Origin of the sequence: Legionella micdadei (assembly GCF_000953635.1) — a bacterium.
Taxonomy (GTDB): domain Bacteria; phylum Pseudomonadota; class Gammaproteobacteria; order Legionellales; family Legionellaceae; genus Tatlockia; species Tatlockia micdadei.
Map to the genome: position 1 here is coordinate 1,290,958 of NZ_LN614830.1, position 23,810 is coordinate 1,314,767.

Genomic DNA, 23,810 nt, shown 5'->3' on the forward strand with positions numbered 1-23,810 from the left:
CAGAGAGAAATTCCAAAAGTTAATTAACCTATTGAAAAACTGATGATATAGTTAGAAATTTCGAAGTTGCTGCTTGGGCGCGAGTATGACCTCAATAAAACAATTTTTATTATTACTAAGATTATCTCATTGGTCTAAAGCTGCTTTTGTTCTCCTTGGGGTTTTGTATTCTCGTTCGCTTGCTTTTCTACCTGATGCGCTATTAGCTGCTTTTTCATTTTGCCTGATTGCCAGTGCTGTTTATATCTATAACGATATACAGGATAGGGAAGAAGATAGGTTGCACCCCCATAAACGCAAAAGACCTCTTGCTTCTGAGGAAGTTTCCCTCGATTTTGCTCTTATTATGTTAGCTGTCTTGCTGTTGGGGGGCTTAATTCTAGCTTGGCTAATCTCAACCGCTCTTGCGGCTCTTTTAGGACTTTATTTGCTTATTAATCTCGCATATAACCATTTACTCAAGAGCTTACCTGTGGTTGATGTACTGTGTATTGCGAGTGGTTTTATGCTTCGCGTTTTGGCAGGAACCGTTGGCATAGGCCTACCTATTTCTTGGTGGTTGACTATCACAGCGACTTTAGTCAGTCTTTTCATTGCATTATGCAAGCGCCGCTTAGAAAAACAATTGTGCCAAAAATACACAACAAGATCCGTGCTTGAAAAATATTCTTTTCGCTCGCTAGATATCATGATAACTACTGCTGCAGTATGTTGTTTCATCACTTATCTTCTTTATACCGTTTATGCCCACGAAGAGTCTTTTTACTTCTTGCTAACTTTGCCTTTCGCAGCTATCGGGTTGTGGCGTTTTGCTTGGCTAACCTTGCGCGGGGGTGATAATGATGATCCAGTATCCTTATTTGTAAGTGATAATTTGTCGCGATTTAATCTGCTCTGTTTTTTAATTTTAACTTTTGTTGCCCTGTTTAAATGAATAATAAAAAAGGGTTACTGATTGGATTATTATTTCTAATCTTCATTTATCTCTTGATTCTGCAAGTTGTTGCGATATGGCCATTTACGATTGACGATATGTATATTAGCCTGCGCTATGCTAAAAATTGGGTGGCAGGTTATGGAATAGTATGGAATGTTGGTGAAGAACCCGTAGAAGGCTATTCAAATTTCAGTTTTGTGGCCTTAGCAGCTCTTGCCATTCGCTTTGGATTTGATCCGGTTATTGTACTCAAAGCAATGGGTGTGGCGGGGCTTTTTCTTAGTACCGTTGCCATATATTATCTCTCTCGACTTTGGTTTACTACTCGGCTAGCGCTTATACCATGCTTTTGGCTGCTTCTATACAGAGGCGAAATAATTTGGTCTGTAAGCGGCTTAGAGACTACTATTTATCAAGCATTAATTTGTTTTTCATTGTTATTTTTATTAAAGGGTATGGGGTATCGCTTCCATCCCCAATCAAGAAGCAATTCCAATTTGCTTTTTTTTGCCCTAGCTGGATTTTTGCTGGCCCTTGCAGGACTAACTAGACCTGAAGCACCAGCGTTGATGTTACTTTTTTGTGTGTTAGCTTTATACGATAGGCCGCAGGACAGGCAAAAAGATTATTACAAAGGGTTAGCAGTTGGTTGCTTTGTTTGTATAGCCATTTTTGCACCTTATTTTATTTGGCGATGGACTTATTACGGCCAACTATTTCCTAATCCAGTTTACTGCAAAAGTTTTATGAATTTTTTTGCTGTAATGGATAAAAAATATTTGTGGCTAGCTTTGCCTTTTTTCATTCTGTCTTTACCCGCTATTGTTAAGGCAAAAGACAAACGCCATTACTTTTTTTGGTTACCCAATTTACTTTACTTCATTTTATTAATCGATGCCGATCCGGTTTCTGCTTTTGAAAATCGTTTATTTCTCCCGGTTTTTGCCTTGCTTTTACCCCTAGCATTTTTAGGGACGAGCATTATTTGGGCTTGGATTTTTCCTGAAAAAAACAGTGTCTTTCATATAAGCTTGTCAATTAGCGCAGTCTGGATCGCTTTTTTCTTTATTCCTATTTTAAATTTGCCAAATTACCGTCATTTCACACTCAATCCGCAAGCAGGAATTCGGCTTCGTGCCCAAGTGCTCAATTGGTTGGAAAATAATATTTCTCCTAATAGCCAGGTGGTATTAGCCGATAGTGGGCAAATTCCTTACTTAAGTCCGTTGCGCTTTATCGATTCTTATTGCTTGAATAATAAATCCATGACTGTGCCACCAATGGATAAGATGTACGAGCGATTATGCAACGTTATTTTTATAACAAAACCCCAAGTACTTATTCTTACCTCGTTGGTAGAGGGGAAAGGGAAAGCAACTTATACACCGACAGACTTTTGCTTACATAATAAACTTAAACAAAGCAGTGTTTACCAATTTCGTACCATTTTTGAGATAAATTCAGAGCCGCATCCTTATCGTTATGAAATTTATACCCTAACAAATTAAAGCTGTAGTAGTATATACACCCATCGAACAGGCTTTCATGGAACGCCTGGATTTAGAGGTTCGAATATAAATTATGCAGAATGCTCATTTTTCTTTTAAATTTAACAAAAAGATTGCCGTTATTGCGTTCGATATCCTCGCAATTCCTCTTGCTTGGTATTGCGCTTATTGGTTACGCTTTAACATGCAACCATTTCCAAGCGGCCTCGCAACAGCCTATTCGTTATCTGCATTGGGAATCTTAGCGGTAGTGCAGATTGTATGCTACTGTTACTTCAAAGTGTACAGGGGGCTCTGGCGTTTCTCATCCTTAAACGATGTAGCACGGATAATTAAAGCGACTCTTTGTGCCACGGTGCTCACCATTCCAGCGCTTTATTTAACAACCATATTACACCACATACCCCGCTCAGTCCCTCTTTTATACGCGATGATGGTTATAGTACTGCTGTGTAGTGCTCGGTTAATACGTCGCTCGCTTTGGGAGTATCGCGATAAGCGAGGGGAATCAAATGATATAAAGAGGGTGTTAATCATTGGGGCTGGCCGAGCAGGCGAAAGTCTAGTTCGTGATTTAAAGCGGACTCAATCCTATCTCCCTGTGGGATTAGTCGATGACAATATTAATAAAAGAGGGTTAGAAGTTCACGGCGTGAGGGTTCTAGGACAAATTAGGGATTTAAGGGAGCTTGTTATTCAATATCGTGTCAATTTAATTTTTATAGCTATACCCTCCGCACGTTCCGCGTTGATGCGTCGAATTGTCGACCATTGTGAAGCTTGTAATGTACCCTTTAGAACTTTGCCCAGTCTCTCAGCATTAGCAGCTGGACGCGTTGAAGTCAATGCTCTTCGAGATGTAAATATTGAAGATCTATTGGGGCGGGATCAAGTTCAATTGCAATGGGATAAAATTGCCGCCAATATCAAAGGTAGGCGGGTGATTGTTACTGGCGGTGGGGGGTCAATCGGTTCGGAGCTTTGCCGTCAAATTATGACTTTAAATCCTAGCACATTGTTAGTCATCGATAATTCTGAATTCAACCTCTATAAAATAGAAGGTGAGCTACGCAGCAAATTTCCTCAAATACCGCTTGAGCTACAATTGATTTCGGTCACTGATAAAGTTGCTGTTGATTATGTTTTTAATCGGTTTAAGCCGCAAATTGTATTCCATGCTGCCGCCTATAAGCATGTGCCTATGCTTGAGGAGCAAATTCGAGCAGCTGTACAAAATAATGTGCTAGGGACTCAAATTATTGCTGAAGCAAGTGTGGCTGAGGGTGTGGAAAAATTCATTCTCATTTCGACCGACAAAGCAGTTAACCCAACCAATGTAATGGGAACTACCAAGCGTGTGGCAGAAATTTATTGCCAAAATTTAAATAGATTGACAGAAACTCAATTTATTACAGTCCGTTTTGGTAATGTGCTTGGTTCAGCGGGTTCAGTAGTCCCATTATTCAAAAAACAACTACAAGCTGGGGGACCGCTTACTGTCACTCATCCGGATATCCAGCGCTATTTTATGACGATACCGGAGGCTTCACAGCTAATCTTACAAGCTATGGTGAATGGGCAGGGCGGGGAAATTTTCGTTTTGGATATGGGGGAACCGATTAAAATCCGATATCTTGCTGAGCAGATGATTCGATTGGCTGGTAAGGAACCGGGTAAAGACATTGGCATAGAGTACACAGGCTTAAGGCCTGGTGAGAAGCTCTATGAAGAACTTTTTCACATCTCTGAAGAGTTAGCACCCACTGAACATGAAAAGTTATTTAAAGCAAAATTTCGCCAGTTAGAGTGGAGTGAGTTAATTCAAGCGATGCGTTTGTTAAACATTGCCTGCACCTTACATAACGATAAAGAGCTTTATATCTTATTAAAAAATTTGGTTCCTGAGTTTAGTACACAGCCAGAAGAAATCGTTTAGAAATAAGAAATAGAGATTCAATGAGGATTGCTTAGTTATGATGATTTTGCCCGTGTTGATTTACGTTCTGGTACAGTGGTGAAAGTAGAACCTTTTCCAAAAGCAAAAAAACCTGCCTATAAAGTCTGGGTAGATTTTGGCCCCGAATTCGGGATCTTACAGACTTCAGCTCAAGTTACAGTACATTATACTCCCGAGTCACTATTGGGTCGCACAGTGGTTGGTTGTGTCAATTTGGGTGAAAAGAATATCGCTGGATTTAAATCGCAGTTTCTTCTTGTTGGGTTTGCAGATGAAACTGGGGCAATCTGCCTAGTGTCAACCGAATTTAAAGTGCCAAACGGACAAAAGTTGCATTAAAAGATGACTAGAAGAAGATTCCAGGATGTGCAATTTGTGCTCAACTGCTAGACTTAAAAAAAATAGCGGCAAGAAGAAGCTTAGCGATGAGCAAAGCATATCGATTCATACAGGGGATCATAGTTTGCATAATTCTATTAACCTGTGGTTATACTACAGCTTTTTCAGAAACTGTTCCTAAAGCCCCACTGGGAAGCCCAGAGCATCCAATTCAAGTTGGAGTAATTAATAAACCTCCCTTTGTAATTTATCAAAATAATTTATTAACTGGCCTGGTTGTTGATATTTTTAGAGCGGTCGCGGAAAAACAGCATTGGAACTATAACTTTGTTGTATTAGATCAGGATATTGAAGCTGCTATCAACGATGTGGTAGCAAAGAGATATGACATTCTTATTGGTCCGACTATCGTGACTAATGAACGCATCAAACGAATTAATTACGGTAGACCCTTTTTTTTAAGTGAAATAAAGCTTGGTTTTAATACACACTCCGCCTCCCTCACTGACGCTTTCTACAATGTCCTTAAAACAATTCCATTTGCTATTTTGATGGCAATATTGATTGGCATCTTAATCATCTCAAATGTTATTTGGATTGTTGAGCGATCAAAAAACCCAGAGATCCCCGAAAGTTATTTAAAGGGATTTTTCTTTTCTCTTTGGGTATTCATTACCCATTTTTTAGGTGGGGGGTTGTTTTATACACCCAAAAGTGTCGCGGCTCGAGCGGCATTAATGCTCTGGTTTATTGTTGTGATTATTTTTACTTTGATCATTTCGTCTACTTATACAGCCTACCTCACTGCGAAAATAATCAGCGCAAATGATCCAGTTCGCAGTGTCCACGATCTTGCGGGGAAGAAATTGGCTTATATTAAAGGCGAAGCTTATGTCAAATTCATCAATAGAGTTCTCGCTATCCCGGTTGCTAAACCTGATCTTAAGAGTGCTTTAGACGCTTTGAAGAAGGAAGAGGTATTTGGAGTAGTGGAAGATTCGCTCATCCTCAGTAGAGCAATTAATGAGTGGAATATGGAGAATTTAGACGTATCTGGATTTAAATTTAGCAATAATGAATTCGCATTTATCTACCCCAAGGATAGTTCAATTAGAAATGTTATTGATCAAGATCTTGTTGAAATGCGCTATTCAGGAGAAATGAATGAGCTTTGTAAACTTTATTTGGCAGATAAATACGTAAACTGTGAGTTTTGAAGGCGCATTATAGGCAGCTTACCAATCCATCTAATGTATTGTATATTTTTTTGAATTATTACCTAATACACAACCACCCAAGGGATATAAAATGAAAATCATCGTGATTGGTGCTTCTGGTACTATAGGAAGAGCAGTGGTTAGTGAGTTACAAACTCGACACGAAATTATAAAAGCTGGTTTTACTTCCGGTGATGTAAGAGTTGATATTCGCGATAAAAATTCTATCGAAGACATGTTTAAAAAAATTGATCGTGTTGATGGTGTTGTATTAACTACAGGTAAAGTACATTTTGACGATTTCATGGAAATGCAAGAGCAAGAATATATGGTGGGTCTACAAGATAAACTTATGGGGCAAGTTAACACAGTACTTATTGGCAGAAAGTACCTAAAAGAGGGGGGCTCTTTTACTCTGACCAGCGGAATATTAAGTGAAGATCCAATTCGTTACGGTAGTTCTGCCTCGATGGTTAATGGCGCTTTAAATTCTTTTGTCATTGCAGCGGCTATAGAAATGCCTAAAGGGCAACGAATCAATTGTGTCAGCCCAACAGTAATAACTGAGGCCATGGATAATTACGGTGACTACTTCAGAGGGTTTGTTTCGGTGAGTGCTGCTCGAGTGGCTTTAGCTTATAGCAAAAGTGTTGAAGGCTTACAGACAGGCAAGATATATCGGGTTTTGTAGGATTTGTTCTAAGCAGGGCTACTGCTAGTTTTCTTGATATTTGAAAAATAATAGATCAGCTCCAATCTAGGAACGGTCATATTTGGCACATCTTGCGAGAACATGGCAATAAACCACTCACATAGACAGCTATACTGCGCTTTTTTTTTTTTACCATATTTTCTTAATAACCTGTGCTTGAAATCTGAACATTTATTCCAAATCCAAAAGGAAAACCTGAGCCATTACTTTGAAAATGCCCCATACCACGGCTTATCCTCAGTAAGGGGCTACTCAGTTTAAAACATTGTTTAATTTGGGCAATTTTGACAGAAGCGGGGTTAGGCATTAGCCAACTTGTTGCGCTTTTCGATCTGGAAATATATCCTTAAAACGCAGTTGTTTATTCATTTCTATCGCGGTGTCTCTCCGTTTAGAGAAACCACCCAATTTATAAATTAAAATGGGCACTGTGAAACTGATAAAGCCCATCAAAAAGGCAATTTTATAAGTAGGATCCTTGTTAAGTAACAAGAATACTAGGCATAAAGACATAAGAATGATTGCAGCAATTCCCGTGTAGGGTGAACCAGGTGTTTTGTAACTTAAATCATCGGTGGTATACCCTGCTTGGTATAAGCGTTTTCGGAAATTAATTTGAGCCCAGCAAAGGGAAATCCAAGCAGTTGCTCCAGTGAAACCCGAGACTAGAAGCAAAGCAATATAAAGCATGGATTGACCAAAGAAATAGCCCGCAGCAAGTAAAACCCAAATTGAGATAAGGGTCACAATTCCTGCATTTTGTGGAACAGCATTACGATTAAGCTTACCCAATTTATGCGGAGCCATGCCATTACGTGCTAATGCATTCAATGATCTTACAATGCCGTACACTCCCGAGTTGGAGCAAGATAAGGTCGCTGTCAGGGTAACAAAGCTTGTTGCAGCGCCAGCCCAATGCAAACCATAGAAATTTAACGCATCCGCAAAAACAGAGTTGGCGAGACCTGCTTTTTGCCAAGGGAAAATGAGTACTAAGCAAAACACAGGGATAATATAGATAAAGAGAATTCTAAAAGTGACAGTGCGTATTGCACGAGGGATCATGCGTGCAGGATTGATTGATTCCCCTGCAGCGAGACCGATAATTTCGGATCCTTGATAATTAACAAGAAGGAGAACCATGGCGGTTAACAAGGCCATACTGCCATTTGGGAATAACCCTCCTTGGTCAAAAATAAAGCGTCCGCCAATGATACCGGGAGGTTGGGGACCATGAATCAGGCCGAAGAAAATGAGTATTGAAAGTCCAACGAAGGCCATCAAGGCGACTATTTTTATGATTGCGAGCCAGAATTCAATTTCGCCAAATGTACCGACTTTGGAAATGTTAATATAGGTAATTAATAAACCAAAACACACTGCCCAGACATAACCATTAACCCCAGTAAAATGCTGCATGATGATCCCGCCTGCAATGCATTCAGCGGGAATATACGCTACCCAACTTATCCAATAAGACCAGCCGACCCCACACGCTACCGTTGGAGAAATGAAATCAGCAGTATAGGTTATAAAAGAGCCTGAAATGGGAATTGCAACGGCTAATTCTCCCATGCAAAGCATAGTTAGATAAATGATCAGGCCACCTAATATATAGGCAATAAAAACAGCGGGGCCTACATCATTAACAACCGCGCCAGTTCCTAGAAAATAGCCCGAGCCAATAATTCCGCCTAAAGCGATCAACTGCACATGACGGTCTTTTAAAGCACGCCTAAAACCACCATCGCTAATTGGCGTACTACTATTTTTATGATTAATCACTAACTGTTTAATCCTCAAAAATAAAAAATGAATTGGCCCACAAAATTGTACAATAATTTTGTATTTTGTCCATAAATTTTTATGGCTCAGGGCGGCAAGAAAGAGATTTTTATAAGAAAAAAGGTGAGAACGCAAGATTTATTTTATTTGATTTTTATCTAGCGAATATTATGGCTCATCGATGCAGCTTATTTCAGAAAAGTTTTTCAAAAAATGCAATTATTTTTATTGTGTTATAATTCAATTTTAACGATTTACATTTTACTCACCATGGAAATTATCAGTAGCCACCGAATTCGTTTAAGGACTTGGCAGCCTGGGGATAAATCCGCTTTCGTCTTGATGAATGCCGATAAACGAGTTATGGAATATTTTGCAAACACACTAACTGAAAGCGAAACCGAAGCGCTGATAGCTCGAATCACAAGCCATTTCGAACGCCACCAATTTGGTCTTTGGGCTGCTGAATTAAAAGAAACTGGAGATTTTATAGGGTTCATTGGTTTAAGCATTCCTACCTTTTCATCCCATTTTACTCCTTGCGTTGAAATTGGTTGGCGCTTAGCACACGCTTATTGGGGGAAGGGGTTAGCAACTGAAGGGGCGAGAGCAGTTCTCGAGTATGGTTTTAACCAGCTTAACTTAGATGAAATTGTTTCATTTACTACGGCTAGCAATCAACGTTCTCGGCGGGTTATGGAAAAGATAGGTTTAACCCACCGAGAGGAGGATGATTTTAATCATCCCAACCTACCTCTGACCCATCCTTTATCAAGACACGTTTTGTATCGCTTGTCAAAATCGCAATGGCGCCATCGGGTTAGACCAGTTGGCTTTTAGCTGCTTGTTGGATTATTGCTTCAGCCTGCTTATTCTTAAAGGTGACATGGTGGTGGAGCCCTACAGTTACGATGGCGGGCGCTAGTTCCTTCATTGTCTGCAGCGCGTTATCTTTATCTTCAGTTGAGGAGTTGGGATTTTGTAGGATTTCAATATTGGCGATAAAGGCTGCAACGCTTCCTTTTCTTACTTTCGTACCATTAATAACGGTGTGGTCTGCGCCGTCTGCAATAATGTCTTCTGGTAGAACAGCTTTATTGCTCATGTTAAAACTCCTTGTGGTTTTATTGCTATGATAGCGGTAAAAGTAATTCATTCTCAATCTAAACTATCGGAACTGCTTAAATGTTTAGTCACAATATTTTAAGTGTATATGGTGAAAAAGGGAAAAAATGGCTTAGCAGTCTTCCTAAGCAGACTCAAGAGCTGGCCGCACTGTGGCAATTACATGATCTTAAGCCTTTGACTAATCTCTCTTATCATTATGTGCTCTCTGGTTTACAGCGAGAAAAACCGATTATTTTAAAAATGGGTTTAGATGAGAGTGCATTGTCTAGGGAGGCAAACGCATTACACCTTTTTAGCCAGTATGCTATGGTTGAGCTTTTGGCAGAAAAAGAAGGCGCTTTACTGCTTCAGCGTGCTATCCCCGGGTTTTCTTTAAAAAGTTATTGGCCGCGGCAAGAGGAGGAGTCGATCACGATCGCTTGCCAGTTGATGAGCAAATTGGCTCAAGCCCCGCTGCCCGAAAAGAAGACGATTCCTCATATTAGAGACTGGCTTTCAATACTCGATAAAAACTGGAAAATCCCTAACCATTATCTCCAAAAAAGCAGAGAATACAGAGATTATCTTCTTAAAACGAGCGAAAAAGACCAGTTGCTACACGGTGATCTTCATCAGGATAACATTTTGAAAAATGGCGACGATTGGTTGGCAATTGATCCAAAAGGCGTAATAGGTGAACTGGCTTATGAGGCCGGAGCTTTTATCCGAAATCCTATGCCAGAATTGCTTGAATCAAAGGCAGTATGGCGTATCATAGACAAACGAATGATCGGTGTTGCTTCCCTGCTTAACTTAAATTTAAGCCGCATTGTCCAATGGTGTTTTGTACAAGCCGTTCTGGCTTGGTGCTGGAGCCTTGAAGACAATTTAGATGACAGTTATTTTAGGGAGCTAACAGAAATTTTTGATAAATTGTGTTCCACTGGCTTAGTTAAGTGATAACTTAACTCCGATTTTATTAATAAAACAGGGATGGATTTATAGATGAAAATTCAAGATGTTAAAAATGCGCTAGATCAATATGGGCTTCATGCCGGCTATTTTCGTTGGAAAAAGGAATCCCATATTCAAGAGCTCGAAAATTTTTATATTAAGATCAATGGTAAATCTGGGGCAGTAGTTAAGAACAGACAACTAACCGACGAGGAGTATCTTGAAGTAGCGAAGATCATACTGGGTAAAAATACTTGGACTGAAACAGCAAGCAGCATAACCTTAGGTGCTCTCGCGAATAAATTGGGTGGCCTCGAGGCTTTAAAGTATCTTCATCAAAAAGAAAAATTGAACGCAATCAATTTAAAATTAGTAGAACAATACACTATTACAGAAGAAAGAGAGAAAACTTCGGACATAGCATTACCACCTGGGAAGGATGAAGAGCATGGACTGATGCTGGCCCAACTTCTTGAGTTATTAGATTCAGTCTTTCCTTTTGATGTGTTATCAGAAATTTGTGAACGAGGGCATAAGGGTGCCCTGTTGAATAAATTAACCCATATCCAACAATTGGTGGACGGTAAGGTGTCTGAAAAGGCTGCTTTCTTCTTGGTTTTGAATAGAAGAAACCCTAAGCTTTTGACAGATGTTTTAGTGTTGCTAAACAAAAATGGCTTGTGTGACGAGAGTAATATTGAAAAACTGGATAGTTTGGATATACACGATGTCACTCCCAATTCAACAAAAATAGCCTTATTAAAGGACATATTATCTCTTTTTGCAGCAAATGATCCGCTCCTGATGATTCAGACAAATCTAACAGCCCTATTTAACTTGCATGAGCTTTTTCCGGCTATTAAGGCCATCGCTGAGGGTTTATGCCTGGGAGCACAATTAAACTCAGCAAACATCGGCCAGCTTTTGCAAAAGGCTGAGGCAATAGAGAAGGGCGAGGAGATTAAAGCGATATTAGAGCATTTCACCCAGGCTGGTTGGCCTATTGAAGATTATTGGGAAGCGATTTTAAATACCACAGATTACAGTGAAGAGATTAGAGGGGCTGCTGGCAGACTATGCCTGTTGAATCTTAATTCAATGCATACAGGACTTGTATTGGATAAATTGTTCACAGCCCCATCGGAAGGTCAATCATTAGCAGAGGCGGTTGAATTGTTAGTCCGGGAGGCTTCTCCTCTTGATACTGAGGACTTGAAAGCAGTCCTGAATGCCGAAGAGGATGCGCCATGCCTTGCCAGAGGGATAGTAATTGCCAGAAAATCACCCGATTTTTGTACCGACGCCAGAACTTTTATATCGCATGCTCCAGAATATGCTGAAGGCTTGGCTTTAGCTTACAATCAATTAGCTGCTGCTGAACAAAATACACCTAAAAACAGGAAACGAGTTCTTGCTGATCCTGAAAATGCAGTTTTTTTGGGTTTAATCTTGCAATACCTCAGTCGAGCAGAGTTAATCACGCGAAGCAATCCCGACAGTCAAACGAATTTTGAGGGAATAATTGAGAATGCTGAATATTGGCAAGGACTTCATATCGCTTGCGTGCGTTTAGCAAAAAAAGGGAAACTAAATCAATCTAACTTAACCTTATTGTTGGACACGCCTGACGACGCACAAGCGATAGCTGAAATACTTTGCGAAGGCTCTTTAGAAGAATTTCAAGAAAAACCAATACTAACTCGAAGAGATGGGGAGAAGCAACCAGGGAAACAAGGATCGGGCCTCTTCCGTTTATTTAGTTTCCTTAGTAATGAAGGGCGGGAATCGCCTAAATCAAGTTATGAGAGTGACAGCGAAGAAAGTGAAGAAGAACTAAGTGCAGAAGGACCCCAATAAAGTTTAAAGAGTGCTTGCTCATTTAATTTTATCACCGGTTTTAGGCACTAATGCAATTTTTCAGACTCTAAAAGCGACTTATTTTCGAGCGTTTATCTTGTAAAGTATGAACCCTACTTACTGCGGCTGGCCGCAGTATCCATGTTGTTCTTGAACTTTTAGCCTACACTTTTTTAGGCAATGAACAATCTCTTTTGTCCATTGCCCTATGTTCAAGAAAATAGTTATCTTCTACCTATTGGAACTAGCCATAGCGCTTAATGTTTCATTAATAATCACAGTGATATAATTGAGGGCAATGCATGATTTGGTTGTCATACCATCTTAGATGCAGCGCGACAGGTCTTCTCCTTAAGGTAAGCTGGAGAACTGGTACAGCATGCCTAGTTTTAATCAATAAACGGGTTTGTCGCCGAGGCAAAAGATAGAGAGAGGCATTGTTGCTTTTCTCGTGATTTGTATTCGGCGAAGTGACTCCCTATATAAAAGCTCTTCCCAGCAAATCGCTTGTGCTTCCTTGATTCTTCCCTTGTATTCAAGGTGAGTTTTAACCATACCAATGAGATTGGAGGAAATTTTTATGCGAACCCCTGCTACTAGACAAGCTGCAAGAGTAATACTTGGCAAGCTATTTAGAGTCACATCAAGAACTCGCACGGTACCAACGGTACCAGTTCACTACCCGAAAACTACAGGAAGAGGAGAAGATGTTCTGATAGGAACTCGAGAAAGGAAAATTCGACGAAAAGAGGGTGGAAAAATAGAAAGCGCGGCTACTATACGGACAGATGCACCTAAATCAACTGCTCAAGTTGATAAACATCGAATTGCCTATAAGGGATTGCATGCTCCAGAGACGGGACATTTTTCATTCAGTTCTGAGCAATTAGAGCAATCTAAGGCGTTTGTGGAATTATCCCTGGGTGCTATAACCACTGCAGCGCGATTGGGTACTCGTGCTTTAAAAAGCTGGCTGCTGGGTGATACAACCCATAAAGCATCTCGAGCTTCTGGAACATACACCAAAGCCATGGACGCTATGCAACCGACTCAAAAAGCTGAAGCCAAAAAGGAGGTTGAAACAACTACATCAAAAGAAGATACCACTTACGCTCCACGAGTTGAAAGCTATATTGGTAATATTCGCCAGATTTATGTTGTTTATAAAGACATTTTAACAACGCTAGAGAGTAAAGGATTAATCGATAAGAGCCCGGATATGGCAACTTTGGCTCAACAAAACCAAGTATCAGGTGAATATCAAGTAGACGAATTTACTAATTGCGATCTCCAAGAGCTAAGAATGCAGTCTGGCCGTGCAGGTATGACATTACTGAATGTTGTTGTTAATGCCGAAAGTAATATCAACTCTTCATTATCATTGTTGATGATAAAAGAGTTATTTGCTCGGAAAGCTGACGAGTCTCCTGAAGGTAGGGAGGAGATAATGAAATTTATTAAGGTGCTAAGAGAAATGTTACCCGAGCGCTTAGAAGCCGAATTACGCGCGCAGAAGGTATCACCAGAAACGGTGGGTGAATTGTTGAATGGACCAATCTCACTCGAAATGTGGAAAGCAATTACTGAGAAGACTTCCTTACCACTTGCTCATTCCCAATGGTGTGCATTTTCCTCAGGTTTAAAGGACGGAACCATAGAAGGATACTATCCAAAACTACAGATGAAAGCATGCCCTACCCGTGGAAGGAAGCCATCTTTGGTAATTTTGTCCGTGCCAGAAGAACTTGAGGCTTCAATTAAGGTTGCTCACGGAAAGGCTGTTGCTAACAAGGGACTTGGGGATGGTGGAGTCGATCAGGTTTTCTTGGATAAGATTGATATGTTATTGCTTCTTCATATTTCTTCCCATCGGGTTATTCGCCAGACCAAGACGATGTTTGATACGGGAAGAATATGCGAGTCAAGACGGGATCATCGTACCGGAGAGCTTGTTGTATCTATCGGTGAAGAACATGAAAGTAAAACAGATGAAGTAATTGCCGTACCGGCCATTTCCAAAGTAAAATCATCCGAATTTTTCCCTCATTCCTCACAAACAACAAAGGACTTTAAAACAGAGATCTCAGAGGATATCCTGAGTATGTCAGGCATGTCAGGTATGTCAGGCAAAATTTAATGGCGTAAGACGGGAATTTAATGAAGAAAAGTCCTTGGAAGTTGCTGGTGAAAAAATGAATTTTCCTGCAGCTTCAACAAGGATATAGAAAATTTGCTCTTTATTCCCTTTTAACGAACTCACTTATAATGTATTCCTAATGAATTTATTTCGAACATGCTGTTTAAATAAATTGGCTGGAAAAACTAATGGAATATGGTAGATTACCTGCAGATAAATTGAACTCTAGGGAGTAAAACAATGCCAGGTGGAAAAGAAATAAGTAGATTGTTACAAATTGGAATGAAACTTTTACCAAGGCTATCACACAGAGCTATCTCCTCTTTAGGTAATATTGGCCGCAAATTAAATCTGTGGGAAGCACCAAAGGCAGTCAAATTTTCCTGGTTAAAGACGCCGTCAGACCTAGAACCACATAGTCTTGAGTCGACGTCTAATCTAAAAGAATTGCTTAGCAAAGAAGCGCATTATCAACCATCCGAAGCGATAGGTATTACTTCTTTGCCAGAAGGTAAAGAAGTCATTGGGTTCTCCCCCGGTGTAGGCATAAGTGATCATTTGACGGTTTTTAGCCCGGAAGCGATAGAGAGCCCTATTTTTAAAACAGAAGTTGCGCCTAAAATAACTGTTCCAGGATCGAAGCTCAAGCGCTTTACAATAGGTGCCGATATATCGAGTTGTTTGTCGCAAAAGCTACCAGGCAGTGGTGAGTCAGCACTTGTTCACATGAGTTTTTTGAGACTATCTAAAAAATTACCCTCTGAGGCAGAATGCGTATTAGATAATCTTAAAACACTAGGCACTTGAGCAAATTGTATTAGTACTGAAAACAGGCCGCAGTATCGGCATAGGTTTCTCTGTCACTGATTCACCGAGCTCATATCAAGATAACGTGCTCCCGCTGCAAATCCTTTGGGAGCTATGTTATTAATGGTTTCCAAGTCCTCTTGGGAAAGTTTTATTTCAGTGGCCTCAATGTTTTCTTTAAGTCGCCGTGGCAGCTTTGTTCCAGGGATTGGTACAATGTCTTTACCTTGTGCTAAAACCCAAGCTAAAGCAAGCTGCGCTGGCGTGATTCCTTTTTTTAATGCTAAACGCTCAAGCTCGTCGACTACAGCAAGATTTTTATAGAAATTCATTCCCTGAAACCGCGGATTATACAGGCGAAAATCACCTTCGGCGAAATCCTCAGGTTGCTTGAATCGACCAGTGAGAAATCCTCGTCCAAGAGGGCTGTAGGCAACAAAACCGATACCCAGGTCCCTTAGGGTTTGTAGAATCCCGTCCTCAGGGTCGCGAGTCCACAATGAATATTCAGTTTGTACTGCAGTCAGTGGATGAACACGATGGGCTCGGCGTATCGTGTCCGGGCTCGCTTCAGAAATTCCGATATAGCGAACTTTTCCTAGTGCGACTAAATCAGCCATGGCACCAATCGTTTCTTCAATGGGGACTTTGGGGTCAATTCGATGTTGGTAATACAAATCGATTTCGCTGACGCCAAGTCTTTGCAGGGATTCATTACAGCATTGATGTACGTATTCAGGACGACCATTAATGCCAATAAATTCGCCGTTTGCATTGCGCTCATTGCCAAATTTAGTGGCGATGATTACCTTTTTACGGGAATTTTGGATAGCCCTCCCCACTAAAATCTCATTAGTAAACGGGCCATACATATCGGCAGTGTCAAGAAAATTAACCCCCATTTCAATAGCAAGGTGAATTGTTGCAAGCGACTCTTTTTCAGTGCCCCCTTTATAGAAATCGGACATTCCCATGCAACCTAAGCCAATACGAGAAACAACGAGTCCCTGGCTTCCTAATCTCACCTGTTTCATTATTTCCTCCCTCTAAACACCTAAACTACTATAACGATTTTAATAATGTTAGGATAGATGCGGGGAACAAGGACAATTATGAAGTCATTAAAGGATAAAACGGTTTGGATTACAGGAGCTTCTTCGGGTATTGGTGAAGCGCTAGCTTACGAAATGGCTCGAGCCGGAGCGAAAGTGATATTATCAGCCCGCAATGAAGAGGAGCTACACCGGGTTAGAAAAAATTGTGCCTCTTGGGAAAAACATATTGTTATTCCACTTGACCTTGAAAAATATCATCAACTAAAGAATAAGGCCGAAGAGGTTTGGGAACAGCATGGGCCTATTGACGTGCTCATTAATAACGGAGGAGTCTCCCAGCGATATTTAGCTGCGGATGCTGAGGTTGAGACAGATGAAAAAATCCTGAATGTTAATTTTTTCGGTGCGATAGCGCTTACCCATCCAATACTTAAAAAAATGTTAGAGCGAAACAGCGGGCATTTGGTGGTTATTTCAAGTATGTTAGGCTTATATGGGATTCAGGCCCGCTCTGCTTACAGTGCGAGTAAGCATGCATTAAAGGGATATTTTGAATCTCTACGCAATGAGTTGGTGAAAACTGGGGTTAGGGTAACGATTGTTTATCCCGGTTACATAAAAACACAAATTTCAAAGCATGCATTGATTGCTAATGGTACAGCTTACGGAAAAGCAGATAAAGCCCACATGACTGCTATCCCACCTGAGCACTGTGCGCAGCGTATTAGAGGGGCAATCGAGGAAGATAAACCAGAGCTTATTATTGCTGGGACCAAAGAAAAACTTGGTTTATTGGTAAGCCGCTTTCTACCTTCATTATTTCGCCGCTTGACGCCCAAAATTGAAGTGTAGGGGCATGGTTGGCGGAGAGAGAGGGATTCGAACCCTCGATACGTTTCCGTATACACACTTTCCAGGCGTGCGCCTTCGACCGCTCGGCCATCTCTCCTTTAAGGGCGAAAGGATATACTTATACTTTAAGGAAATCAATCTCGGAAACGATTCATTGACGTTAATGGGCATGTAATCAGGTGTTCTCACGTGCAAAATTAAAATCTCTGCGTATAATTAACTTATCTATAATCCGTGGCTTATGGATTTGCTATGATCACTAAATCGCTGGTATCACTTTTTTTAACTTTCGTCTCGATGCAAGTTTTTGCATTTCCCTGTTTTTATACTTTAGCTAAAGACAGTTGTTGGACAAATTATGATGTCAAAGTGAACGTTTTGGATTCAGTAACCAATAAAATATTACTCACCATCGAAGTCCCAAACGGGCAATCTTGGACGAGAAAGGAGTTTGATTGTCATATCGCTCAAAGCCTGATGTATCAAGCGACCTTCGAACCGGTTTTTTGGCAGTCTGAGGTCGGAAAAAGTTATAATGCTCTTCGTTACTGGTTTTTACCTGGCTCAATAGGCCAAGGTGTTACGGCGTGGGAAATTCCTGTTTGTTTCCCTGCAGATTTTGCATCAGTCCCCTTTCCACCGGATGCGACAGGCAATTGCAAATGTGATTTTAAAAGTATTCCGCCTGTTAAACCGCAGCCACCCAGTTCATCACAACCGGCTTCGCCACAACCTGCAAGCTCGCCACAACCTGCAAGCCCATAATTTCAGATCGGTTCCAGGATACTGGTACTTTGAATCGGCGAGAATCTTCAAACTAGCACATGCTTTAAGCTTTGTGTATGATGCAAAGCAAAGAAAATTAAAACAAAAAAAAGGCCTAAATTGACTACTTTAAGACATCAAATTGGACAAATGCTTATCATGGGTTTTTCTGGGACTTCAATTGATGAGCATAGCCCCATAGCCAATTGGTTAAGTACTGACGGTCTAGGCGGTGTACTGCTATTTGATTACGACTTAATCAACAAGCGCCAAGGGAAAAATTTAGTTAGTCAAGCCCAGGTAAAGCAGCTTACTCAGCAACTAAACCACTATGCGAAGAAGTGCCCTTATAATAAAGATATACCTCTTTTTATTGCTCTCGATTATGAGGGAGGGGCTGTCGATAGGCTGCGTCATATCGACGGATGTATGGCTACCCAAAAGCCCTCGGAGCTAGCCAAGCTTTCCGAGGAAGCTTATCAAGTAGAAATTGAAAAAATGGCTCAAACAGTTAAGTCATTGGGATTTAACTTGAATTTTGCACCAGTAGTAGATCTGAATTTGACTGAAGAGAAGGGGATTATTGGCCGTCTTGGAAGAAGTTTTTCCGCTGAACCGACGCAGGTGGCTCGACTTGCTAAAAAATTTGTTGAGATTTTTGCCGAGCAAGGTTTAACTTGTTGTTTTAAGCATTTTCCAGGTCACGGAAGTGCTACGGGGGATACCCATCATGGCTTTGTTGATGTCACTGAAACATTTAAACCGAGTGAGCTTGAGCCTTATTCACTGTTACTCAATCGGAATACTCCTCCGGTAATGATCATGACGGCTCATGTGATTAATCGAGAGTTAGACAAAAGCGGGTTGCCTGCCACTTTGTCCCATTCGATTCTTACTGGCTTGTTAAGAAACAAATTAGGATTTAATGGGGTAATCATCAGCGATGATTTACAGATGCAAGCGATTACCGATCATTATTCTCTCGATGATGCTTTGCAGTTAACGATCAATGCAGGCGCAGACATGCTTATATTCGGCAACCAATTAGGACAAGCTACTGTTCCTGAATTAATCGGTAGGATTGAAAATTTGGTGCACAAACATGCTATTACACGAGGCCGGATTGAGCAGGCATATGAAAGAATCATTAATTTAAAACAAACTCATATGGCTTTGGTATAACAGACTGTTAACTTTCCCACTCAGGGCAAGTCTATACCACTCTGGGTTAATGGAATACTGTGTTTCTGAGCAAATTATTGTTATCCCTCGCGATGCGAGAATCTCCGGCGGCTAATGCCCAATATTTGGACGATGAATTTTTAAGTTCCCTGATACAACTCGCTTTGTTTATATTTATATCAAATTATGATTTAGCCCTACTTTCCCTCTAAAGTTATTTCAGTTTAGGAATAACCTATGGTATTGTGGTTTGACGTGAGTGCAAAGTGTGTTAAAATATGCTCTCAATGTTTAAAATTTGAACTATTGGCGATTATGAAAGACTTATACCGGATCCACACTGACATTTTACCTTCTCAGATAGCGCATTTTTCTTCTTCTCTGTGTTGCTGTTGCTAGATCTCCCTTGCTTCTCTTAAATAAGTTATAACTCATTTTAAAAGGTATTTTGTTATGTGCGCTCAACATACCCCCCCTAAAAAACGTTGGCTTAGTACACCGGTTATCTATGCAGCCATGATTCTTCTTGGAGTGGTTAGCGGTTATTCTGATATCGCTTTCTTAAAAAATTTCGGTTTGTTAATTTCTGATATTTTTATCAAAATTTTTAAATGCATAAGCTTACCAATCATTGCTCTATCCATTGTTGTAACATTGTCAAATTATCGTGCTGATGGCGTTATGCGTACCGTTTGGCGACGTGCGATGAGTTATACTTTGGGTACAACCCTAGTAGCAGCAGCAATCAGTTGCTTGTTATACCTTCTCATTCATCCGGGGATTATCGGGGTTATTAAGCAGGAGGTTGTTGGGCCGCAAACAAGTCAACTAAGCTATCTGCAGCACATTGCCAATCTGATTCCTTCAACGATTTTTGAGCCTTTTGTCGAACATCAAGTCATGGGGGTCTTGCTAATCGGTATAGTTGCGGGCATCGCAATTCGTTTTATTCCTGAAGCAGAAGCGAGACAAACGATAACTCAATTTTTCCGTGGCGCCCATGGCCTGTTTATGGTAGTTACTAACTGGGTTATTGCCATCATTCCTTTAGGTCTGTATGGTTTTATCACGTCCACAGTTGTCCAATTACGTGAAGGTATGGCAATTAAAGGGATTGGCGAATATTTACTGATTATCGTACTTGCCAACCTCATTCAAGGCTTAATTGTTTTACCTTTGTGGCTGAAATCACAGGGGGTTAAACCTTTTGCTGCGTTCAAGGGGATGCTGCCTGCCTTGTCCGTTGCTTTCTTTTCTAAATCCTCAGTAGGCACCTTACCAGTGACAATGGAAACAGCAGAAAAAAATTTAAAAGTAAAACCCGAGATAAGCCGTTTTGTTTTGCCACTTTGCACAAGCTTAAATATGAATGGCTGTGCAGCTTTTATTTTTACCACAGTCATTTACCTTATGCAAAATCATGGAATCGAAATCTCTTTATCGATGATGGGATTGTGGATAGTCATTGCAACAATTGCTGCAATTGGTAACGCGGGTGTACCAATGGGATGCTTCTTCTTGAGCGCAAGTTTATTGGCAAGCATGAACGTACCCATTACTTTGATGGGAATTATTTTACCTTTCTATAGTTTGATTGATATGCTCGAGACCGCTTTAAACGTATGGTCTGATTCTTGTGTGGCAAAAGTGGTTAATGAAAAAGTCAATCAACACAGGGAAGTCAGCTTGCATACCCCTGGGCAGCTACAAACAGAAATAACAAATTAGGCATGTTAAAAGCAATGTGAAAAATGCACGCTTAATTGAAGGTGAAATTTGTCGCCATATTAAAAGGTATGCTTTGAGGAAATGGATTGTGCTCAATTATTACCCCAACCAAAAGCGGCTAAAGAAAAGTAGCCTGTCATCGTATTGTAATGCCGAATCGAATTACTTAAACCAATATGACTTAAAAAATAAAGCGGGTTCGGTCTTAAAATAAAGGAAAAATCAAAAAATTAATTCTGTTTTGTTCGCAATAAAGAAATAGCCACGTCCAAAGATAATCAAAAATAAGCCAAGTTGAATAAAAAATTTACAAATGCTCTATAATTAACCTATCACTTATGGTTAATATAGGTTGGTTTATCATGTGGCGAAGAGGCTTGCTTTCTGCTAGACAACAGGGTTCACGTATATTGCCTAGGATTTTACCAGAGATTCCTGAAGGTTTGAGAGATGCAACAGAAATTGTTGTGACGGGAAGGCCTTCAGCAAGGCATTACTCATCCATTGCGGGATATAGACCAACATTAATACTCGGCCGCAGGAGGCTTACAGGGACTATACGAACAGGAGTGAGAACACTTATCACCGCAGCCCATGAGGATGACAAAGTGATTACTCGCGTCAAACCTACAGAACCGGCTGCCCAGGCAATGGTTGTAAACCACACTGCACTCAACAAAAGAAAGGAATTGGAGGCTACGGGATTTTTGATCATTCCTGAACAACAAAAGCCCAAAATACTCAGTACAACGAATCCACATCTTGACAGACATCTTAGAGAACAACGGAAATTGACCAGAGTAGAAAGATCAGAACGTGAAGAAGTGATTGCAGCAACGGATCGCATTGTTGGGGGCGTAACAATAGACAGTTTTGGTCCTTATTTTGGAGGTAATCCAACTCATGTCTTTCTCCCCCGCACTCTTGAAGAAGCTATTTACCCAGATGCAACTAAATTTACAACCCAGACTATTGACGATTATAGGTTAGTACGTGAAGAGACGGAAAAGCATGGGCCAAGAATATCAGGGCACAAAGATTTACTTCTTGTAGTTGATGCGGCTGGACAATATAGGACTGCTCCCTTGGAATCAAGGGCGTTTGTTAATTCGACAGTGCATCGTGGTATGCAAAAGGGTCCCGATGGATTATATCATCCAACAACCTGTTACACTCCAGGGTCAGCACTCGTTAACCACGCTAAATCAAGTGTTGCTGAGCGGCATGATGGTTCAACCTTACAAACAATTTCCATTGCAACTAACGCCTCTGCGGATGTTTTATGCCATTGGTTATTGCGAAGCGCCAACCAAGTTTTAGGAGTCGATAGGGAAAACCTTCCTGGTTTAAAAAAGATGTATTCTAAACAAGGAGTTATCGAATCCCTTATTGTTCATCAAGGGTTAGGCCAGCGATTAACCCACCTTGGTTTGCTTGCTACAGGCACTCCCTTTGATATGACGACACTCACGATTCATCGGGATAAGGAAGGTAATCCTTTGAATGTTATGGTTCACAAAAGGACCAAACCTTGGCCAGCCAATGAATCGTTGATTGAAATAAAGGGGCCAGATGGAAAAAGGCAATGTGTGATTTACGATAGCATTATCCCTAAAGCTGGATTCTGGCGAAGTTTAACTGTTGGCAAGTTAACTACTCCAATTATGAGTGAAAGTATTATTCAAGGATCGATTAAGGAAGGGCAATTGGGGGAAATCACAGATCCGGAATTATTAGCAGATATGCAAGCCCAAAATGAGAAAGGTCGATATACGTTTGGTGAGTTGCTGGGCGAAGATGTACCTATTAGTATGTTGATGTCTGCAGCTGGTCTTAATCGAACTGATCCAAGAGCGCGGGTAACGCTTGTTTCTGAAACCGGTGAATTTGACAACGAAAAAATCATTAGGGATTTTATCGAGCAAGATCCGCAATCGATGGAATATTATTTTTGCGGCCGGGCAGCACGGGTATTGGCTGAAAATTTGGCCGAGGCTATTCAAGATAATTATACGCTTTGGGAAGAGAACGCGAGCGTCCGTAATTTATGGTCAATCGTTACTTCAGCAACCCCTACTTATGAAAATTTGGAAAAATACGGAGCAGAATACGCAACGGTCATTAAAGAAGTGATGAAAGATCCTGCCGAGATTGAGCGAATGAATGAATGCATAAAATGGGCAAAAGAGGCTCATGATGCAACCATAGTCTACGATCACAGATTGGCTCAATAATAGAAATAGTGATTGACAATTCTATTCTTAGAAAAATTTGTCATCACGATTTTATGATGTATAATAACTCCGCGATTGGTCTATTTAAGGAAATAAATTATGCGTAGTCGTATCAACGGAATTTTTTTGCAGTCCACATTTGGAGCAACTAGAGGCTCGTTAGCCGGAACTCGTCGGCTTTTCAACGTACCTACTCGTTATCTATCAACAAACACACCTGAATCCGCCAAAGAAATTGAATCTCTTCCGGGAAACTGCATTGTTTATGATGGCAGCTGTCCAGTATGTTCTTTGGCGGTAAAAAAACTAAAGCGTCCGGATGTGGAAACAATCAATGCCCGTGAAAATCCTGAACTCGTGAAGAAATTGAAAGAGAAGGGTTATGATTTAGACAAAGGGATGGTGGTAAGTGGTCCCCAGGGTGAAGTCCATTTTGGATCTGAGGCAATAAGGGAAATGGGTCGGCAAACGGGTGGCTTATCCGGTTGGCTCCTAAATTCCTCTTGGATGAAATCAGTATATCCCTTAATGCGGGCAGTTAGAAACAGCCTGATCCCAGAAAGCTTAGCTGAAAAACAAGCAAGGGAAGAAGCGGAAGCTACTAATAAATCTAATAAGCTTTAGTGGATGGGTAAGTTGGGTCGAATGACTCAACTTACACACATTGTCTTTGCAGC

General features: G+C 40.7%; 20 protein-coding genes and 1 tRNA gene. 17 read left to right on the plus strand and 4 right to left on the minus strand.

The window, feature by feature from the left end; all coding sequences use genetic code 11:
• The first annotated feature begins 85 nt into the window (after positions 1-85).
• The 6 genes from LMI_RS05795 (at position 86) to LMI_RS05820 (ending at position 6,649) form a co-directional block, all read left to right on the plus strand.
• A complete protein-coding gene (locus LMI_RS05795) occupies positions 86-934 on the plus strand; it encodes a decaprenyl-phosphate phosphoribosyltransferase (RefSeq protein ID WP_045098952.1) in 849 nt (282 codons plus the stop codon).
• Positions 931-2,445, plus strand: a complete 1,515-nt coding sequence (locus LMI_RS05800) for a DUF8728 domain-containing protein (protein ID WP_045098953.1) — start codon at positions 931-933, stop codon at positions 2,443-2,445. Before LMI_RS05795 ends, LMI_RS05800 begins: the two co-directional genes overlap by 4 nt.
• A gap of 73 nt (positions 2,446-2,518) precedes the next feature.
• Positions 2,519-4,381, plus strand: coding sequence for a polysaccharide biosynthesis protein (locus LMI_RS05805; protein WP_045098954.1), 1,863 nt, complete (start codon positions 2,519-2,521; stop codon positions 4,379-4,381).
• Between the two features lie 27 nt (positions 4,382-4,408).
• Positions 4,409-4,741: a tRNA-binding protein gene (locus tag LMI_RS05810; RefSeq protein ID WP_045098955.1), complete on the plus strand. Its 333-nt coding sequence runs from the start codon at positions 4,409-4,411 to the stop codon at positions 4,739-4,741.
• 86 nt (positions 4,742-4,827) lie between these two features.
• On the plus strand, positions 4,828-5,958 hold the full coding sequence (locus LMI_RS05815) for a transporter substrate-binding domain-containing protein (RefSeq protein ID WP_045098956.1): 1,131 nt from the start codon (positions 4,828-4,830) through the stop codon (positions 5,956-5,958).
• Between the two features lie 91 nt (positions 5,959-6,049).
• Complete coding sequence (locus LMI_RS05820) at positions 6,050-6,649, plus strand: short chain dehydrogenase (RefSeq protein ID WP_045098957.1); 600 nt, start codon at positions 6,050-6,052, stop codon at positions 6,647-6,649.
• Positions 6,650-6,976: 327 nt separating this feature from the next.
• Here the strand turns inward: LMI_RS05820 and LMI_RS05825 are convergent, their stop codons facing one another.
• Positions 6,977-8,455 carry an amino acid permease gene (locus LMI_RS05825; protein WP_231852244.1) on the minus strand — a complete coding sequence of 493 codons (1,479 nt, stop codon included), beginning with the start codon at positions 8,453-8,455 and terminating at the stop codon, positions 6,977-6,979.
• Between the two features lie 213 nt (positions 8,456-8,668).
• Between LMI_RS05825 and LMI_RS05830 the strand changes: the two genes are divergently transcribed.
• A complete protein-coding gene (locus LMI_RS05830) occupies positions 8,669-9,295 on the plus strand; it encodes a GNAT family N-acetyltransferase (RefSeq protein WP_231852245.1) in 627 nt (208 codons plus the stop codon).
• On the opposite strand, the gene LMI_RS05835 is transcribed toward LMI_RS05830, so the two are convergent.
• Positions 9,276-9,560 carry a hypothetical protein gene (locus tag LMI_RS05835; protein ID WP_045098958.1) on the minus strand — a complete coding sequence of 95 codons (285 nt, stop codon included), beginning with the start codon at positions 9,558-9,560 and terminating at the stop codon, positions 9,276-9,278. The genes LMI_RS05830 and LMI_RS05835 overlap by 20 nt on opposite strands.
• A gap of 80 nt (positions 9,561-9,640) precedes the next feature.
• Here LMI_RS05835 and LMI_RS05840 point away from each other — a divergent pair, with 80 nt between their 5' ends.
• From LMI_RS05840 to LMI_RS05855, 4 genes are all read left to right on the plus strand, one after another.
• The gene (locus tag LMI_RS05840) at positions 9,641-10,522 is read left to right on the plus strand and encodes an aminoglycoside phosphotransferase family protein (RefSeq protein ID WP_045098959.1); all 882 of its coding nucleotides are present in this window, start codon (positions 9,641-9,643) and stop codon (positions 10,520-10,522) included.
• A 45-nt stretch (positions 10,523-10,567) separates the two neighbouring features.
• Positions 10,568-12,373, plus strand: coding sequence for a hypothetical protein (locus tag LMI_RS05845; protein WP_045098960.1), 1,806 nt, complete (start codon positions 10,568-10,570; stop codon positions 12,371-12,373).
• A 580-nt stretch (positions 12,374-12,953) separates the two neighbouring features.
• On the plus strand, positions 12,954-14,510 hold the full coding sequence (locus tag LMI_RS05850; protein WP_045098961.1) for a hypothetical protein: 1,557 nt from the start codon (positions 12,954-12,956) through the stop codon (positions 14,508-14,510).
• A gap of 240 nt (positions 14,511-14,750) precedes the next feature.
• On the plus strand, positions 14,751-15,317 hold the full coding sequence (locus LMI_RS05855; RefSeq protein ID WP_045098962.1) for a hypothetical protein: 567 nt from the start codon (positions 14,751-14,753) through the stop codon (positions 15,315-15,317).
• Between the two features lie 53 nt (positions 15,318-15,370).
• Here LMI_RS05855 and LMI_RS05860 read toward each other — a convergent pair whose 3' ends face one another.
• A complete protein-coding gene (locus LMI_RS05860) occupies positions 15,371-16,351 on the minus strand; it encodes an aldo/keto reductase (RefSeq protein ID WP_045098963.1) in 981 nt (326 codons plus the stop codon).
• A 78-nt stretch (positions 16,352-16,429) separates the two neighbouring features.
• Here LMI_RS05860 and LMI_RS05865 point away from each other — a divergent pair, with 78 nt between their 5' ends.
• Positions 16,430-17,224 (plus strand): SDR family oxidoreductase, encoded by a 795-nt coding sequence (locus LMI_RS05865; RefSeq protein ID WP_045098964.1) that lies wholly within the window; start codon positions 16,430-16,432, stop codon positions 17,222-17,224.
• Positions 17,225-17,233: 9 nt separating this feature from the next.
• Here the strand turns inward: LMI_RS05865 and LMI_RS05870 are convergent.
• A tRNA-Ser gene (locus LMI_RS05870) sits at positions 17,234-17,321 on the minus strand.
• Between the two features lie 155 nt (positions 17,322-17,476).
• Here LMI_RS05870 and LMI_RS05875 point away from each other — a divergent pair.
• From LMI_RS05875 to LMI_RS05895, 5 genes are all read left to right on the plus strand, one after another.
• Positions 17,477-17,989, plus strand: coding sequence for a hypothetical protein (locus LMI_RS05875; RefSeq protein WP_045098965.1), 513 nt, complete (start codon positions 17,477-17,479; stop codon positions 17,987-17,989).
• A 120-nt stretch (positions 17,990-18,109) separates the two neighbouring features.
• The gene (locus tag LMI_RS05880; RefSeq protein WP_045098966.1) at positions 18,110-19,171 is read left to right on the plus strand and encodes a glycoside hydrolase family 3 protein; all 1,062 of its coding nucleotides are present in this window, start codon (positions 18,110-18,112) and stop codon (positions 19,169-19,171) included.
• 453 nt (positions 19,172-19,624) lie between these two features.
• A complete protein-coding gene (locus LMI_RS05885; protein WP_045098967.1) occupies positions 19,625-20,899 on the plus strand; it encodes a dicarboxylate/amino acid:cation symporter in 1,275 nt (424 codons plus the stop codon).
• A 362-nt stretch (positions 20,900-21,261) separates the two neighbouring features.
• Positions 21,262-23,133: a hypothetical protein gene (locus tag LMI_RS05890; protein WP_045098968.1), complete on the plus strand. Its 1,872-nt coding sequence runs from the start codon at positions 21,262-21,264 to the stop codon at positions 23,131-23,133.
• A 99-nt stretch (positions 23,134-23,232) separates the two neighbouring features.
• Positions 23,233-23,757 (plus strand): DCC1-like thiol-disulfide oxidoreductase family protein, encoded by a 525-nt coding sequence (locus tag LMI_RS05895; protein ID WP_045098969.1) that lies wholly within the window; start codon positions 23,233-23,235, stop codon positions 23,755-23,757.
• Positions 23,758-23,810: the final 53 nt, after the last annotated feature.

Bases quoted from the DNA above. Each gene is read 5' to 3' on its own strand.
- LMI_RS05795 (WP_045098952.1), top strand. From the start codon at position 86: ATGACCTCAATAAAACAATTTTTATTATTACTAAGATTATCTCATTGG.
- LMI_RS05800 (WP_045098953.1), top strand. From the start codon at position 931: ATGAATAATAAAAAAGGGTTACTGATTGGATTATTATTTCTAATCTTC.
- LMI_RS05805 (WP_045098954.1), top strand. From the start codon at position 2,519: ATGCAGAATGCTCATTTTTCTTTTAAATTTAACAAAAAGATTGCCGTT.
- LMI_RS05815 (WP_045098956.1), top strand. From the start codon at position 4,828: ATGAGCAAAGCATATCGATTCATACAGGGGATCATAGTTTGCATAATT.
- LMI_RS05820 (WP_045098957.1), top strand. From the start codon at position 6,050: ATGAAAATCATCGTGATTGGTGCTTCTGGTACTATAGGAAGAGCAGTG.
- LMI_RS05830 (WP_231852245.1), top strand. From the start codon at position 8,669: ATGCAATTATTTTTATTGTGTTATAATTCAATTTTAACGATTTACATT.
- LMI_RS05835 (WP_045098958.1), bottom strand. From the start codon at position 9,560: ATGAGCAATAAAGCTGTTCTACCAGAAGACATTATTGCAGACGGCGCA.
- LMI_RS05840 (WP_045098959.1), top strand. From the start codon at position 9,641: ATGTTTAGTCACAATATTTTAAGTGTATATGGTGAAAAAGGGAAAAAA.
- LMI_RS05845 (WP_045098960.1), top strand. From the start codon at position 10,568: ATGAAAATTCAAGATGTTAAAAATGCGCTAGATCAATATGGGCTTCAT.
- LMI_RS05850 (WP_045098961.1), top strand. From the start codon at position 12,954: ATGCGAACCCCTGCTACTAGACAAGCTGCAAGAGTAATACTTGGCAAG.
- LMI_RS05855 (WP_045098962.1), top strand. From the start codon at position 14,751: ATGCCAGGTGGAAAAGAAATAAGTAGATTGTTACAAATTGGAATGAAA.
- LMI_RS05860 (WP_045098963.1), bottom strand. From the start codon at position 16,351: ATGAAACAGGTGAGATTAGGAAGCCAGGGACTCGTTGTTTCTCGTATT.
- LMI_RS05865 (WP_045098964.1), top strand. From the start codon at position 16,430: ATGAAGTCATTAAAGGATAAAACGGTTTGGATTACAGGAGCTTCTTCG.
- LMI_RS05875 (WP_045098965.1), top strand. From the start codon at position 17,477: ATGATCACTAAATCGCTGGTATCACTTTTTTTAACTTTCGTCTCGATG.
- LMI_RS05885 (WP_045098967.1), top strand. From the start codon at position 19,625: ATGTGCGCTCAACATACCCCCCCTAAAAAACGTTGGCTTAGTACACCG.
- LMI_RS05890 (WP_045098968.1), top strand. From the start codon at position 21,262: ATGTGGCGAAGAGGCTTGCTTTCTGCTAGACAACAGGGTTCACGTATA.
- LMI_RS05895 (WP_045098969.1), top strand. From the start codon at position 23,233: ATGCGTAGTCGTATCAACGGAATTTTTTTGCAGTCCACATTTGGAGCA.